12 protein-coding genes are annotated in these 16,562 nt (G+C 54.6%); 11 read left to right on the plus strand and 1 reads right to left on the minus strand.

All coding sequences use genetic code 11. The annotated features are described in order from the left end of the window. Positions 1-328: transposase (locus EDD73_RS02565; protein ID WP_131918132.1), on the minus strand; the 328-nt coding region annotated here is incomplete at its 3' end. Positions 329-500: 172 nt separating this feature from the next. Between EDD73_RS02565 and EDD73_RS02570 the strand changes: the two genes are divergently transcribed. The 11 genes from EDD73_RS02570 (at position 501) to EDD73_RS02620 (ending at position 16,542) form a co-directional block, all read left to right on the plus strand. Further along, positions 501-1,904 (plus strand): hypothetical protein, encoded by a 1,404-nt coding sequence (locus EDD73_RS02570; RefSeq protein WP_131918133.1) that lies wholly within the window; start codon positions 501-503, stop codon positions 1,902-1,904. A gap of 80 nt (positions 1,905-1,984) precedes the next feature. After that, the gene (gatC, locus tag EDD73_RS02575) at positions 1,985-2,269 is read left to right on the plus strand and encodes an Asp-tRNA(Asn)/Glu-tRNA(Gln) amidotransferase subunit GatC (protein WP_131918134.1); all 285 of its coding nucleotides are present in this window, start codon (positions 1,985-1,987) and stop codon (positions 2,267-2,269) included. 51 nt (positions 2,270-2,320) lie between these two features. Further along, positions 2,321-3,784, plus strand: a complete 1,464-nt coding sequence (gene gatA, locus EDD73_RS02580; RefSeq protein WP_131918135.1) for an Asp-tRNA(Asn)/Glu-tRNA(Gln) amidotransferase subunit GatA — start codon at positions 2,321-2,323, stop codon at positions 3,782-3,784. A gap of 3 nt (positions 3,785-3,787) precedes the next feature. Next, positions 3,788-5,305, plus strand: a complete 1,518-nt coding sequence (gene gatB, locus EDD73_RS02585) for an Asp-tRNA(Asn)/Glu-tRNA(Gln) amidotransferase subunit GatB (RefSeq protein WP_131918136.1) — start codon at positions 3,788-3,790, stop codon at positions 5,303-5,305. Between the two features lie 115 nt (positions 5,306-5,420). After that, positions 5,421-6,428, plus strand: coding sequence for a 3'-5' exoribonuclease YhaM family protein (locus EDD73_RS02590; protein WP_131918137.1), 1,008 nt, complete (start codon positions 5,421-5,423; stop codon positions 6,426-6,428). Next, positions 6,425-9,943, plus strand: coding sequence for a helicase-exonuclease AddAB subunit AddB (addB, locus tag EDD73_RS02595; protein WP_131918138.1), 3,519 nt, complete (start codon positions 6,425-6,427; stop codon positions 9,941-9,943). The genes EDD73_RS02590 and addB overlap by 4 nt, the downstream gene beginning before the upstream one ends. A 10-nt stretch (positions 9,944-9,953) precedes the next feature. Next, the gene (gene addA / locus EDD73_RS02600; protein WP_131918139.1) at positions 9,954-13,799 is read left to right on the plus strand and encodes a helicase-exonuclease AddAB subunit AddA; all 3,846 of its coding nucleotides are present in this window, start codon (positions 9,954-9,956) and stop codon (positions 13,797-13,799) included. Positions 13,800-13,999: 200 nt separating this feature from the next. After that, complete coding sequence (locus tag EDD73_RS02605) at positions 14,000-14,473, plus strand: peroxiredoxin (protein WP_131918140.1); 474 nt, start codon at positions 14,000-14,002, stop codon at positions 14,471-14,473. Positions 14,474-14,515: 42 nt separating this feature from the next. After that, the gene (locus tag EDD73_RS02610; protein WP_131918141.1) at positions 14,516-14,731 is read left to right on the plus strand and encodes a hypothetical protein; all 216 of its coding nucleotides are present in this window, start codon (positions 14,516-14,518) and stop codon (positions 14,729-14,731) included. Positions 14,732-14,850: 119 nt separating this feature from the next. Then, the gene (gene nifV / locus EDD73_RS02615; protein ID WP_131918142.1) at positions 14,851-15,993 is read left to right on the plus strand and encodes a homocitrate synthase; all 1,143 of its coding nucleotides are present in this window, start codon (positions 14,851-14,853) and stop codon (positions 15,991-15,993) included. Positions 15,994-16,173: 180 nt separating this feature from the next. Further along, on the plus strand, positions 16,174-16,542 hold the full coding sequence (locus EDD73_RS02620) for a carbohydrate-binding protein (RefSeq protein WP_131918143.1): 369 nt from the start codon (positions 16,174-16,176) through the stop codon (positions 16,540-16,542). Positions 16,543-16,562 lie beyond the last annotated feature (20 nt).

Raw genomic sequence — 16,562 nt, forward strand, 5'->3', positions numbered from 1 at the left:
CGCCGAAGTTCGCATGATCAATGCCGGGATCGTCGAGGGCCATGCCTAATGCATATTTGACTTCGAGATTGACACGGGTCTGCACTTCCATTCCGCGATCGGTTTCATTTAGCATTTGCTGCAATAAACAAGCCATCGTCATCCGTAACGCAGCATGGCTGGGACGCCCATTGTCGAGGCTGTATCGGCCGATAAAGTCATCCGGTTGAATTAAGATCGGCGCGAATTCACGAAACAGGCGAAATACCGAATCGTTGGGAATCAACGTATCCCATAGGCCGTCATGATTATAAAAGCTACCTTGGGGATCATCATCATATCGAAACATGGAGAAAACCTCGCTTTCGAATCGATCTTTTCTTCATTTGATTCGACAAGCGAAGCCAAAATACCTTTAAATGGCACAAAATACCATTGAATACTGAGTTTTATGAATCGACCCTTGGGATGCGGAGGTTTTTAGACAGACTCATGTAAGCCGCGTCAATGATGCCATCGCCATGGGCATTGATGTCGCCCGCGATGGACGTGGTCAAGTGTGGTTGGCGCCCGATGAAATCGTTGTCGGGTCGGTCAGTGAAGATCGCCTGGCCTTACTGGTACAAGAATTGCGCCGTGAGCATATTCTCGGCAAAAACCGTGGGCAGGGACCTTTCCGGTTGCCGGAGATGGCCAATTATCTTTTTCGTGAAGGCACCTACCAGACTTTTGCAGAACTGCTGGAAGCTTGGCAGGGACGGCTCCACGACAGTTTGATCTGGCCGGAAGGCTGGGGCAACGATCAAGGGGACCAAGATCCGGTGGCCCGGGCGCTGGCGCAGATGGCGCAGATTGGATCGTTGCTGACGCAATTTGTGCAGTGGCGCTTTATGGAAGCCTGGAAGCGGGAATGGCCGATTTTTGTGCGCCAGACGGCCGATCCGGAAAAGCCTTTTGAAGAGCACCCGCAATCGGCGCTGTTCTGGGAATGGTTTGTTTTTGACCGGCGCATGCGCGGCGGTGTGACGGCATTGCAAGTGTTTTTGCGGGAAATCGGTAAGCACCTGGCCCTACCGCTGCGTCAGGCCGTGGAAATCTGGCTGCAGAACCGCCCCGGTGTGTACGTGATCGAACGATTGGGCAACGATAGCTTCTGGATCAAGGATTTGTTTACCGATGAAATGTTTGAAATCAAAGATCCCGATTATACAGGCGAGCGCGCGCCCTATGAAGTGGGCTTTGTGCTTTTTTGTCGCATTCTTCCCTGGGAAGGGGTATACCGGTATGGCGGTGTAGCTTATTTTTTTCCGCCCTGGTACCGCATGGCCATCATCAACGGCATGCAACGGATTGGCAAGCTGGAAACCAAGGAGCGTGGCGGGAATTTTCAGGAGCTTTGGGTGCGCAAATCGCGGCAGATCCTCTTTTTCTTTCTGCAGCTGCGCCAAATACCGATTGCACCGCGCTTGTTGACGGTCGAAGGCCATTTGGCCGGCGCATCACGGGCCATCTATCATGTTGATGATTATCGCTCCCTCAAAAAAGCCTTGTTGGACGTTCCCGATCTTTTGCTGGTCGAGAGCAAGCGTAAAAAGGGTGAAGGCGAAGTGCTGACCTTTGAATGGTTGGATCAGGGCATGTCCGGTCAGTTAATGACCGAACTGCGGCGGCACAGCGTGCCTATTCCTGGTGATGCCGTCGCTTTGCAGGATTTGACCAGTCAAATCGACGGTCAAGTCGTCAGCCAACTGGGGACATTAACGATCAACAAGGGGTATGCGGTGATCGATACGGTTTCCCGGGAACGGCTGGAGCAACTGAAAAAAGTCTTATTTAAGTACGGGGGCTTTTTTCTTACCCATCGCGAAGATACCTTTGAGCCGGCGAATGTAACGACGTTGCTTAAACATCAGGAGCATTCGTGATCGGGCGATAGGATGACAAAGTGGGCGTAATTGGCTAGAATATCCTTATCTTGATGATTGATTGAAGAAGGTGAATGATTGTGTCTTTGACCAAAGCTGAAGTAGAGCATGTAGCCATGCTCGCCCGCCTGGCCCTGACCGATGACGAAGTGGCCATGTACACGACGCAGTTGAATGCGATTTTAGATTATGCCCAGCGCTTGGAAGCGCTCGATACATCGGCCGTAGCGCCGACAGCCCATGTGTTTCCGCTCCACAATGTCTTCCGCGATGATGTGGTGAGACCTTCCATGGAGCAAGCCAAGATCGTGGCCAATGCACCGGAAGAGGAAGATGGCTTTTTCCGTGTACCACGCATCGTCTGATCAACAACGCCCTGATCGTACGATGGATATGAAGCGTTGAGGAGGACTATTGTGAAGCTCTTTGCCAAACCGGCCCATGAACTTCATGGGCTGCTCGTTCAAAAAGAAATTACAGCAACGGAACTGGTGGAAGCCCATCTGGGGCGCATCGATACCGTAGAGCCGCAAGTGCAAGCTTATATGACCCGGACCGCGGAGGCCGCTTTGGCCGAAGCCCAACGTGTCGATGCCAAAGTGGCTGCCGGTGAAGCCATTGGACCGCTGGAAGGCATCCCGATGGCGCTGAAAGACAACCTTTGTACCGATGGCATCAAAACGACTTGTTCGTCCAAGATGCTCCATAACTTTGTACCACCCTATGATGCGACGGTCGTCAAGAAGCTAAAAGAGGCCGGTGCGCCGCTGCTGGGCAAGTTAAATATGGATGAGTTCGCCATGGGCTCTTCCACGGAAAACTCGCACTTTTTTCCCACGAAAAACCCTTGGGATCTCAATTGTGTGCCTGGCGGATCGTCCGGTGGCGCTGCTGCTGCCGTTGCCGCCGGCGAAGCCGTCTTTTCCTTAGGTTCTGACACAGGCGGTTCGATTCGCCAACCGGCAGCTTTTTGTGGAGTCGTCGGGATGAAGCCGACTTATGGCGCCGTTTCCCGTTATGGACTGGTGGCGTTTGCTTCTTCTCTCGATCAGATCGGTCCTTTTACCCGTGATGTTCGTGACTGCGCACTGGTGATGAATGCCATTGCCGGTCATGATCCCCTTGATTCCACGTCCGCACCGGTGGCTTATCCCGATTACACGGCGCTTTTAGGCCAGTCGATCAAAGGATGGAAAATCGGTGTACCCAAAGAGTACATGGGCGAAGGTCTGGAACCGGGAGTGGCCGCTGTGATCGACAAGGCGCTGCAAGTGTTCTGCGATCTCGGCGCCGAAGTGCAGGAATGCACGTTGCCCCATACAGAATATGCCTTGCCCGTTTACTACTTAATCGCTCCGGCCGAAGCATCATCCAACTTGGCCCGTTATGACGGGGTGCGCTACGGTTACCGCGCCGAAGGTGCCGATGACATCGTCGAGATGTTCAAAAAGACGCGCGCCGAAGGCTTTGGTGCCGAAGTCAAGCGGCGCATCATGCTGGGCACCTATGCGCTGTCGTCCGGTTACTACGATGCCTACTATCTGAAAGCGCAAAAAGTGCGTACCTTAATCAAACAAGATTTTGATCAGGCTTTTGAGCGTTTTGACCTCATCCTATCGCCCACGTCGCCGACGGTGGCCTTTCCCTTTGGTTCCCGTACGGACAACCCCCTGGCGATGTATCTCTCCGACGTCTGCACCCTGTCGGCGAACCTGGCCGGGATTCCGGGACTGTCGATCAACGGTGGCTTTGCCGGCGGTATGCCCGTAGGGTTGCAGTTGATGGGCAAGGCTTTTGACGAACCGCGCCTCTTGCAAGCGGCCTATGCCTTTGAGCAGGAGACCGGGTACCACCGGCAGATGCCGCAACTGGGGGAGTAAGTGATGCAAGAATTTGAATTTGAAATTGTCATGGGGCTGGAGATTCACTCTGAACTGGCGACCAAGAGCAAGATTTTCTGTGGTTGTACGACCGAGTTCGGCGGTGAGCAAAACACCCATGTTTGTCCTGTCTGTCTGGGACTGCCCGGTGTGTTACCGGTTTTAAACCGGCAAGTGGTCGAGTATGCCATGACAGCCGGCCTGGCACTCAACTGTACGATTGCTGAGTTTTCTAAGTTTGACCGCAAAAACTATTTTTACCCGGACCTGCCCAAGGCTTATCAAACGTCGCAATATGACTTGCCCATTGCCGAAAAGGGCTGGGTGGACATCACCACGTCACAAGGAACGAAACGGATCGGTATTACCCGTGTGCACATGGAAGAAGATGCCGGTAAACTCGTTCATGGTGGCGGAACCTTGGCCGGTGCCGGCTATTCGTTGGCTGACTATAACCGCACGGCTGTGCCCCTCATTGAAATCGTTTCCGAACCCGATATCCGTTCCGTCGAAGAAGCCATCGCTTATATGGAACATGTGAAGGCGATCCTCGAATATACGGGCGTTTCCGACTGTAAGATGGAACAGGGCAGTTTGCGCTGTGATGCCAACATCTCCCTGCGCCCTTGGGGCCAAAAAGAGTTTGGCGTGCGGTCAGAGCTCAAGAATATGAACTCGTTCAAGACGCTGCAAAAAGCGCTAGAGTATGAAATCGAGCGGCAAGCCGAGATCCTCCGCGACGGCGGTGTTGTCGTGCAAGAAACGCGCATGTGGGATGACGCCAAAGGCGTCACCATCTCCTTGCGCAGCAAAGAAGAAGCCCACGACTACCGGTACTTCCCGGAACCCGATCTGGTGCCGATCATCATTTCCCGGGAGTGGGTGGATCGGGTGCGGGCGGCGTTGCCGGAATTGCCGGAAGCCCGTCATGAACGCCTCGTCGCTGCCTATGGGCTGCCTTCCTATGATGCCGGCATCATTACCGATTCCAAAGCCATGGCCGATTATTTTGATGCCGCTTGCCGTCACTACGGCATCGAACCGTCGCCCATTGCCGATGACGACGGCTATCGCCAAGCTGATCAGCAAGGGAAGGATCGAGCCAAACAGATCTCGAACTATATGATGGGTGAACTGACCCGTCTCGTTAAAGAAGACGGCAAGGGCTTTGAAGATTGCCCGATCTCGCCGGAGAACTTGGTCGGTCTTTTGCAACTGCTGGAAGCCGGCACGATCTCCAGCAAAATTGCCAAAACCGTCTTTGAAACGATGTATGCCACCGGTAAGGAAGCCAAAGTGATCGTCGAAGAAAAAGGTCTGGTCCAGATCTCCGATGAAGGGGCCATTGCCAAGATCGTTGCTGAAATTGTCGATAAAAACCCCAATGTTGTTGCTGATTATAAAGCAGGCAAAGAAAAAGCCGTGGGCTTCTTTGTCGGTCAGATCATGAAAGCGACCAAAGGCAAAGCCAATCCCGGCGTTGTCAATCAACTACTGAAAGCAGAACTGGACCGTCGTTAGACGGAACGAAACGAAGTAACGCCCTCCGCTGTGATTACCGCTGCGTGAGGGCGTCTATATTCGTAGCGCGGAAGCAACGCAGCGAAAAACTGCGCGAGAAAGGATCGACCGTTTGATGGGAAACGAACGTAACGAAGGTAAGGGCACAGGGAATCCGGAAGTGCGGGTCTGGGTCAAAGACATCGCTGGCGGCAAATTATTTGAAGGCCAACTGGTGGTGCGCCGCTTTGCTCAAGTGCCCTACCGCGATACCAGTAAAGGCCATTACCTGAGCATGCTCTTGGAGGATCGGACCGGCAAGATTGAAGGGCGTGTCTGGGAAAAAGGCGATCTCGTTCCTCGTATCGCCCAGGTCCTTCAGGAGAACCGGGTGTACCGCGTACGGGGCCTTGCTTCGGAGTATCAAGGCAGTACACAACTGCATCTGCAAATGGTCGAACCTGTCGATCCGCTGACGATCGATTGGGAAGTTTTTTTACCGGTCACTCCTTGTAATCGTCAGGAACTCTGGCGCCGTTGCACTGAAGCGATGGGCGCAGTAGAACAACCGCATTTGCGGGCACTGCTTCAAGGTCTCCTTGACGATCCGGCGGTGCGCCGTGCCTACACGACGGCGCCGGCGGCCATGACGCACCATCAAGCCTATATCGGCGGTTTGTTGGAGCATTCGCTTGGCGTTGTCGACGTGGCGTTGCGTCTGGCCGAGACGGCGCCCATGGCCGATCGTGATTTGCTGATCGCCGGTGCCTTGCTTCATGACATCGGCAAGATTGATGAACTGCAGTATGATACGCTGATCGGCTATACCGATGAAGGTAACTTGCTCGGTCATATTGTCATCGGCATCATGCGCGTCGAACGGGCCATCGAACGAGTTGCCGGGTTTCCTGCTGAACTACGCTTGCAGTTACTGCACATTATCGCCAGTCATCACGGTGAGTATGAATATCAATCACCGAAGCGGCCCAAAACCATGGAAAGCTTGATCTTGCACATGGCCGATCGCTTTGATGCGGAAAAAGATAAAGTGCTCCGTGGTATCGATGAAGCGCGAGACAACTGGACACCGTGGCTAAAAGGCATGGACCGCAAATTTTATGTAGGTACAGGTAAGGAACGATGAGTGTACGCTTGATTCTCGGCCGGGCCGGCAGCGGCAAGACACAGTATTGCTTGCAAGCGATGGCAGAAGCCTTGCATCAAGCGCCTGCCGGCGATCCTTTGCTCTTGATCGTACCGGAACAAATGACTTTTAACGCGGAACGGGCCTTGCTCGCTGCGGTGCCCGGTGGTGTGATGGTGCGGGCGCAAGTGTACAGTTTCCGCCGCCTTGCTCACCGGGTGCTCCAGGAAAAGGGCGGCAGTGCGCGCTTGCCCATTGGCGAGTTGGGCAAGCGCATGATCTTGCGGCACTTGCTGGACAGCAAAAAAGAAGAACTTTGCCTTTTTGACCGTTCCGCGGAGCGCATCGGTTTTACTGATGCCTTGAGCACGATGCTCACAGAACTCAAAGCGTATCGCATCGACCAACCGGTCTTGGAAAATTGCATGGATCAACTGGCCCATGTGCCGGGAACGGGATTGTTGCGTGATAAGCTTCATGATCTGGCTGTCATGGCGGCGGCCATGCAAGAAGCGCTGGCCGGGCGCTATACCGACCCTGACGATTATCTCGATCTCCTGGCGGAACGGCTGCAAGAATGGTCGGTCGGGCAAGTCTGGATCGATGGCTTTACCCGCTTTATGCCCCAAGAGCGGCGGGTCATTGCCGCCCTTTTGCGTAAAGGTTGGGATGTACATATTACCTTGACCATGGACGGTGGTAAACTGCAGGCGGCAGCGGCTGATCCTTTTCATGGCGCTGTTGAGACCTATCATCGCTTGTTGCAGATCGCGGTCGAGACAGGAGCCCAGGTGTTGCCGCCGGTGATTCTCGACAAAAGGGATGGTGCGCCGCGGTTTGCCGGTGCTCCGGAACTGCAGCACTTGGAACGAACTTATTTTGCGCCGTCCCTGACGCCGTGGCCATCAGCGGCACCGGCGGTGGCTGTAGCGATAGCGGCGAACCGGCGCGCCGAGGTGGAAGGGGCGGCGCGGGAGATTGTGCGCCTTTGCCGGGAAGAAGGCTATCGCTGGCAGGAGATGGCGATCTTGACGCGCGATCTCGCACCGTACCTGGACTTGCTTTTGACGGTTTTCGATGATCTGCAGATTCCCTTTTTTCTCGATCACCAGCGGTCGGTCATCCATCATCCGCTGGTGGAACTGCTGCGATCGGCTTGTGAAATCATCGAAAGTGATTGGGCCGATGAGCCGATTTTTCGTTATTTGAAAACGGACTTGATACCGGTAACCCGGGATGCCGCCGATCAGTTGGAAAACTATGTACTGGCTCATGGGTTGCGTGGTTTTCGCTGGCGTGACAGCCATGATTGGGGCTACCGTCGCCGCTTTACCGTCGATGAAACGGCGGAATTAGGCGCCCGAGAATTGCGGGACTTGGCTGCTGTCAACACCACCCGTGATCAAGTGCGGGCACCATTACTGCGTTTTGAACAGGCGATTAAGGGGGCCAGGGACGCCAGGACTTTTTCCGCCGCACTCTATCAACTGTTGTTGGATTTGGACGTGCCCGGTCAGTTAGCCTTATGGAGCGAACAGGCCGAAGCGTCGGGGCAAGTGGAACGGGCGCGGGCGTACCGGCAAATCTGGACGGCTGCCCTTGATGTATTGGACCAACTGGTGGAAGCGCTCGGTGATCAACCGGTGGATCTGGCCATGTACCGGACGGTCTTAGATGCCGGTCTGGAGACACTGCGGCTCCGGCTGATCCCGCCGGAATTAAATCAAGTGTTGATCGGTACGCTCGATCGTTCTCGCAATCCTCAGGCCAAGGTTGTTTTTGTCCTGGGCGTTACCGAGGGAGGATTGCCGGCGCGACTGCGTGAAGATGGTGTTTTTGACGATCGCGAGCGCGAATTGATCAGCCAGGCGGCGCAGATTGAAATGGCACCTGGGCACCGGCGGCGGCTCTTTGATGAACAAACCCATGTGTATATGGCCTTGACCCGGGCATCGGCGCGGCTGATTCTCAGTTATCCCATGGCCGATGAGGAAGGGCGGGCGATGGCACCGTCTTTCGTGATTCATCGTGTGCGTCAGGTGGTGCCGGCGTTGACGTCGTTGGATTGGCCCCTATCACCGCCTGTCGGTGACGAAGCGGCCGGTCGCGCTTTTCTGTGCCCGCCGCCGAAGGTGATCGACTACTTGATCGGGCAACTGCGGGAGGGACGCAACGGCCATGACATCGCGCCCTATTGGTGGCAAGTCTACTCATGGCTTGTCGTACATCCCCAATGGCGTCCCCGGCTGGCGACGATGCTGCCGGGCTTGTGGCATCGCAACCGCGAACATCCTTTGCCGGGGGAGCGAACGCGCCACTTGATCGGTTCGCGCTTGCAAGCCAGTATCTCACGCATCGAAAGTTATCTGGCCTGTCCTTTTCGTCACTTTGCTGCCTATGGTTTGCGCTTGCGGGAGCGTTCCCAGTATCGCTTGCAAGCACCGGAGGTCGGCCAGTTTCATCATGCCGCGCTTAAGCGCTTTGGTGATCAACTGCAAGCGGATCAACTGGACTGGGGCCGTCTCAGTCGAGAGGAGCAGGTGCGCCGTGTGGAGCAGGTGATGGCCCATCTGGCGCCGCAACTGCAAAATGAGATTTTGCTCAGTTCGGCGCGCTATCGCTATTTGCAAGGGCGTTTACGCAAGACCTTGCTGCGCGTCGTCCAGGTCTTAAGTGAACATGGCCGGTCAGGGCGGTTTCAACCGATTGGCCTGGAAATCCCCTTTGGCCTCGGCGACGCTTGGCCGCCTGTCTTGGTTCCCTTGAGCCAGGGGCGGCAGATGGAACTGGTCGGTCGCATTGACCGCCTGGACGCCTTTCGGGCACCATTGAGTGCAGCGTCCCTGCCGCTTGATACGCCGCCGGCGCCGGGCGAACTGGCTACATGGCTGCGGATCATTGATTATAAGTCCAGCAAGACTGCTTTTGATCTGGGCGGTGTTTATCATGGACTGCAACTGCAGCTTTTGACCTATCTCGATGTAGCTCTGCAAAACATGGCCCGCGCCGTTCAAGGCACAGTGCTGCCGGCAGGTATGCTTTATTTTGGCCTCAAACAACCGATCGTGACGGCTGACGGTCCCTTACCGCTCAGTGAAGTGCAGCAGCGCCAGATGAAAAGCATGCGCATGGAAGGCATGGTGCTGCACGATTTGACCATCGCCGGGTGGATGGATGAAGGGCTTCAACCGGGCAACAGTTCGCTGCTGGTTCCCCTCGGTGTCAAAAAAGACGGTGATTTCACGGCTGCCAGCCGCAAGGCTTTGCTGACGCTGGAGCAGTTTGCGCAGTTACGCAATCACAGTTACCGGATTTTCACAGAAGCCGGTGAAGCGATTTTTGCCGGTCACATTGATATCTCGCCGTACCGACGCCAGCAACATGTGGCTTGCACCTTTTGTCCCTATCAACCGGTTTGTCAGTTTGACCCGACGCTGCCGGACAATGACTATCGCTTACTGATCGATCCGCCACCCGATCAGATCTGGCAATGTCTAAAAGACCTGAAGCGCTAGGAGGTTTCCCATGAAAAGAGACAGTCGATGGACCGATGCCCAGTGGCAAGCGATTACGGCGCGCGGCGGTGATCTGCTGGTGGCGGCCGGTGCCGGTGCGGGCAAGACGGCCGTGCTGGTGGAGCGCATTCTGGGCCGGATCCGTGAGGGCGTTGATATTGACCGCATGCTGATCGTTACGTTTACCAATGCGGCAGCGGCGGAGATGCGTGAGCGCATCGGCAAGGCTTTGGAGCACGAAGCCGCTCAGCTTGAGGGAACTGCAGCCGGGCGGATGCGCGAGCAAGTGATTTTGCTGGGGCGGGCGCCGATCACGACGCTTCATTCCTTTTGCTTGGATCTGATGCGTAAAAATTACTATCGCCTGGGGCTGGATCCGGCTTTTCGCGTGGCCGATGATACGGAAACGGAACTGCTACGGGCTGATGTATTGGAGCAGGTGATCGAAAGGGCTCATGAAGCGGACGGTGCAAGTACTGCCGATGTAAGTGGCGCTGGTGCAAATGCCGCCGGTGCAGGAACTGCCGATGAAACGGCCCAGGAAGCGCTGGGGGAAGCCGGTTCTTTTGCTCGTCTTGCCGATGCCTACGGCAGTGACCGCGATGACAGTGGTTTGTTCGCCGTGATCATGCAGATCGATCGACAAGCGATGAGCCAACCCTGGCCGCGCCGGTGGCTGGAAGCGGCCGCCGAAGCCTTTGAGCGTATTGATCAGGATAATTTTGAAGACCATCCTTGGTTTCAAGCGTTGCGCCGCCAGATCTGCGAGGACTTGGCCGATGCCGGTGACGCTTTAGCCCAAGCCTTGCGGATCACCGATGAGCCGGGGGGACCGGCAGCCTATAAGGTTAACTTGCTGCAAGAGCAAGCGATGGTGCAGCAACTGGAGCAAGCAGCCCAGCGTTCCTGGAAGGCCCTTTATGCAGCGCTACCGGAAGCGACGTTTGGCCGGTTAAAAGCAGTGCGCAACGTTGATGAAGAGTTGAAAAAAGCGGCGCAAACGCAGCGGGATAAAGCCAAAAAAGTGCTCAAAGATCTCGTGCAAAAATACGCCAAGCGCCCGCCTGCCGCTTGGGTCGACGATCTGCGCCGCATTGCGCCGGATGTACGTACTCTGGTGAATACGGTGCTGGCTTTTCAAGAAGCCTATCGGCAGGCCAAAGCAGCCAAGCGCATCGTTGATTTTGCTGATCTGGAGCACTTTGCGCTGCGCTTGCTGCTCGATCCGGCATCGACGCCGGACCAGCCCATGCCTTCGGAAGCGGCTTTAGAATTGCGCCGTCACTTCAGCGAAGTGCTGACCGATGAATATCAAGATATCAATGCTGTCCAAGAAATGGTCTTGACGATGGTCGCCCAGCAAAACCGGTTCATGGTTGGCGATGTCAAGCAAAGCATCTACCGCTTTCGCCTGGCCGACCCGGGGTTGTTTTTAACGAGATATCGCTGTTTTGCCGGTGCCGGTGCTACCGAAAACTCGGCAACAGCGCAAGAGACGGCGGGACGGCCGGCGGAACTGTCGCCGGGACGAGCGATTGACCTGGCAAAAAACTTTCGCAGCCGCGCGGAAATCATTGATGCTGTCAATGATCTGTTTCGACTGATCATGCGCCGGGAAGTTGCCGATATGGATTATGACAGCCGGGCCGAACTGGTAAGTGGCGCTCTTTATCCGCCGCTGCCCGGAGGCGGTCCTTTGGTGGAACTTCGTTTGCTAGGCGCCGAGGAACAAAGTGAGACAACCAATGACGTGCTATTCATGGATGCACTCGACGGTCTTCAGAGCGATGAAGGGCAAAACCCAACAGAAAGTGATGCCGAAGCGGAAGGGATTCTTGACGCCGAACGCGATGAGATCGAAGCGCGCACCGTCGTAGAAAGCATCCGGGCGCTTATGGAAGCGGGAACAGAAGTGTACGATCGCGACCTTGGCGGCATGCGGCCCCTGCGCTATCGTGATATCGTGGTGTTGCTGCGCAGCACGAAAAACCGGGCACCGATCTATATGGAAGCTTTCCGTCAGGCCCAATTGCCGGCCTACGCAGAGTTGGGTACAGGCTACTTGGCTACAACGGAGATCACTGTCATGCTATCCTTATTGCAGTTGATCGATAATCCCCAGCAAGACATTCCCCTGGCGGCGGTGTTGCGGTCTCCTTTGTTCGGTTTTGCCGCCGATACATTGGCACGAATCCGTTTGGCTGCGCCGGCCGAAAATTATTACCGGGCCTTGCAGCACTGTCTGGAACCAGGCGTCTTGTCCGACGGTGATCAACTGGTGCCGCAGTTACAGCGATTTTTGACGCAGTTGGAAGCGTGGCGCACGCAAGCGCGCCAAGGCACCGTGACCGATCTGATCTGGCAGATCTATCGGGATACGGGCTACTTCGCTTATGTCAGCGCCATGCCCGGGGGATTACAGCGGCAAGCCAATTTACGGGCGCTCCATGACCGGGCACGCCAGTTTGAAGCGACGAGTTATCGCGGGTTATTTCGCTTTTTACGCTTTATTCGCCGCTTGCAGGAAAAGGGCGATGATCTTGGCGCTGCCCGTGCGCTCGGCGAGACGGAAGACGTCGTGCGCATCATGAGCATCCACAAAAGCAAGGGATTGGAGTTTCCTGTTGTTTTCCTACCGGCCATCGGCAGCCGGTTTAACCGTCAAGATTTACGTCAACCCTTGTTAATTCACCAAGAGCTAGGTCTGGGACCCATGGTCTTTGATACGGAAGCGGGTTTGCGTTATCCAACCGTGGCCAAATGGGCCATTGCCGGGCAAGTGCAGCGTGAAACCTTAGCTGAAGAGATGCGGATTCTCTACGTGGCCCTGACAAGGGCAAAAGAACGGTTGATTCTCTTGGGTACCCTGACCGATCCGGAAAAACAACTGGCTGACTGGCGCGGGATAGAGCCCGATGATGGGCGCTTGCCGGCGCGTCCTTTGCAGCGTGCCAACAGTTTTCTTGACTGGATTAGCCCGGCCGTTGTCGGCTGCCAACCGCCTTCATGGAAGCTTTGCTTGGGCGGTGCTACCGATTCAGCGCCGGAAGTGCCGATACCGGTTCAACAAGATCCACGATGGACCCAAGTACAGGCACTGGAACCGGTCGTTGATGGCAGCGCCATGGCACCGCTGTTGGCCTGGCACGATCCCTGGGCGGACCGACGAGGGATCGCCGCCAAGATCACCGTTACGGAACTCAAGCGTTTGACTAAGCAACATCCAATCAATGAGGAAGCACAACCGCTGCTGGCGCAACGTCGTCCCTGGCGGGAGCGGCCGCGCTTTTTGCAAGCGCAACAGGCGCTGACGGCCAGTGAACGAGGGACGGCCATGCACCTGGCCATGCAGCATGTCGATCACCGGCGCGCCGTAACATCAGGTGATCTGGCTGAGCAGTTGGATCACTTGGTGCACTGTGAATTGATGACCCCGCAGCAGCGCCAAGCGATCGACGTAGCGACGATCGAACAGTTTTACCGGAGCGACCTGGCAGAGCGGATGTTCAAGGCACGTACGGTGATGCGGGAAGTTCCTTTCAGCATGGCCTTGCCGCTGACGACGGTGGCCCCCGGGATCGCCGGCGATGGGCAGCATCGGGAGCATGTAGTGATGCAAGGTGTCATCGATTGTTTGTTTGATGAAGGCGATGGATGGGTCTTGGTCGACTATAAAACCGATCGGCCCCCTGCGCTACCGGCAGACGGGACAAGTAACCCGTGGCTGGAGCAGATCCGTCAGCGCTATGCTGTCCAGATCGAGTGGTACCGGCGAGCGGCCAGTGCCGTGTTCACGACGGGTGTCAAAGAAAGCTATCTTTATTTGTTTGCTGCGGCTCAGGCGATGAAAATGTAAGCACAAGGACAGCTTCCAAACAGGCAGCTACCCGGAAATATTTCCGGGTAGCTGCCTGAATAAAAAAAAAATAGCTGCAAGCAGGAAGTTTCAAAGTTATTGGCGAATACCTATTGTCGTAGATCAACAGAACATTCAGTAAATTCAGCCAATCTTCCCAGCAATTTTTTCGTGATCACTATACTCTGGAGGTAAGCATGATGGCAGATATCCTTGCCGGTCAACCTGCCCCTTTGTTTACGCTACCGGCCAGTGACGGAAGCACTGTTGAACTGGCTCAGTTGTGCGGGCAATACGTCGTTCTTTATTTTTACCCCAAGGACAATACGCCAGGGTGCACATTGGAAACACGCCAATTTGGAGAACTTCACGAGCAGTTTCAAGCTGCCAACGCGGTGATCCTGGGGATCAGTCGAGATTCCATCAAAAGCCATCAGAAGTTTATCGAAAAACTGTGTACTCCTTTTTTGCTACTCAGTGACAGCGACAGCGTTGTTTGCACGCTCTATGATGTTTTGAAAGAAAAAAACATGTATGGGAAGAAATCCATCGGTGTAGAGCGAACAACCGTGCTCATCGATCCCGAAGGAAATGTTGTGCAAGTCTGGCGGAAAGTAAAAGCCGATGGGCATGCCGGCGCTGTTCTGGCGGCACTTCAATCGGTGACGTCCTGAGGTGTAGCCGCTTGTAAAGGATACCGTGAGGTGGAAAAAGAAATGGCCCTACATCGAGCAGGAGTTTACCACCAAATTGAGCAGGCCATTGCTCAAGAGCGCAACGTCATGATTCAGTTTCAAGACGGAAGTAAGCGCTGTTATCAGGTGGAGTCATTGGAACCGCCCTTTGCCCATATTATTCCCTTAGATCTGCCAAGTGCACAAAAACAAGTGATTGCTTTGGATCGGGTTGTATCGGTTACGTTGTTGCCATAAAAGTAAAAACGTAGCAGTGTATACAGCTAAAGTCTAGGGGGTTATTGCTATTTGGCCATCCTATTGTTAAAATAGAGGCACTTTGGGTAAAAATCAAATTAGTGAAAGGTGTGGAAGTCGTGACAAAAAAACATATCACTATCGTTGATACCACGTTACGCGACGGAGAACAAACAGCTGGAGTCGTTTTTGCGAACAAAGAAAAAATCCGGATTGCCCGGATGTTAGATGAAGTCGGTGTTCACCAGATCGAAGCCGGTATTCCGGTCATGGGTGGCGATGAAGAAGAAGCTATCAAAGCCATCTGTAAACTCGGTCTCAAAGCCAGCATCATGGGCTGGAACCGGGCGGTGATCAAAGACATCGAAAAATCCATCGGTTGCGGTGTTGACGCCGTAGCGATTTCTATTTCTACTTCCGATATTCACATTCAACATAAGCTGCGTACCACCCGGGAATGGGTTCTGGAATCGATGATCAAAGCCACGGAATTTGCCAAAAAAGAAGGCATGTACATTTCCGTGAACGCAGAAGATGCTTCCCGCTCGGACATTAACTTCCTGATTCAGTTTGCCACGGAAGCGAAAAAAGCCGGAGCCGACCGCATTCGTTTCTGCGACACCGTAGGTATCCTGGAGCCATTCCTCACCTATGAGCGGATTAAAGCCCTCCGTGATGCTGTCGATATCGACATTGAAATGCATACGCACGATGATTTCGGTATGGCTACGGCCAATGCTTTGGCCGGTGTTCGCGCCGGTGCTACCCACGTGGGTGTTACCGTCAACGGTCTCGGTGAGCGCGCCGGCAACTCGGCTTTGGAAGAAGTCGTTATGGCCCTTAAGTATCTCGATGATACCGACCTCAACTTCAAAACCGACAAATTTGTTGAGCTCTGCGACTATGTCGCCAAGGCTTCGGGCCGCTTCCTGCCCTCCTGGAAAGCCATCGTCGGTACGAACATGTTTGCTCACGAATCGGGCATTCATGCTGACGGCGCGCTGAAAAATCCTCAAACCTATGAAGTGATCACTCCGGAAGAAGTGGGCTTGGCTCGTCAGATCGTCATCGGCAAACACTCCGGTACGGCCTCGATCAAAGCTAAATTCCGCGAGTTTGAAATCGATATAACGGAAGGGCAAGCATCGGAAATTCTGGAGCGCGTTCGTTCCGCTGCGGTTGAACTCAAGCGGACGCTCTTCGACAAGGAAATCATGTACATCTACGAAGAACTTTACGGATATCCTGTCACTCACCACTAATTGCTGCTGTTTCAAGCGGCCTCAAACTGTCTCAAACCAAAAACTGTCCGCAGTATAAACTGCCGGGCAGTTTTTTTGCTTTTTCACAGCCTCCATGGTCGCCTTCGGTCATAGCTTGCCCCGGATCTTCGCATACTAGCAATGGTGGAACCGTTGCCACTTCTATGAAGGAGGTTAAATATGTCGAATCTCAAGTACAGCAATTTCGAGGAAGACAATCGTATCGAAGCGATGGCCAATCACACTTATCCCGGTGGCGTACGTGTTGACCCCATGCCGATTACGGCCGGACAAGACGTGACGATTCTGTACTCCGGTTTGCTCGCCAATAGCGGTGCCGATCAAGTATTTCTTCATCTTGGCTATGGTGATTCCGACAAATGGGAAGATACGCAAGAGCTGCGTATGGAAAAACTCGGTTGGGGCTGGGCCAAAGTGATCAGCGCTGACGATTGGGGCCGCACCATGAACCTTTGTTTTCGCGACTCGGCCTCTAACTGGGACAACAACAGCGGTCATAACTGGAGCTTCCAGATTCATAACGGTTAAACCGCCACAATCAAAGCAGA

The sequence above is a fragment of the Heliophilum fasciatum genome (genome assembly GCF_004341395.1).
In the GTDB taxonomy this organism is placed as follows: Bacteria; Bacillota; Desulfitobacteriia; order Heliobacteriales; family Heliobacteriaceae; genus Heliophilum; species Heliophilum fasciatum.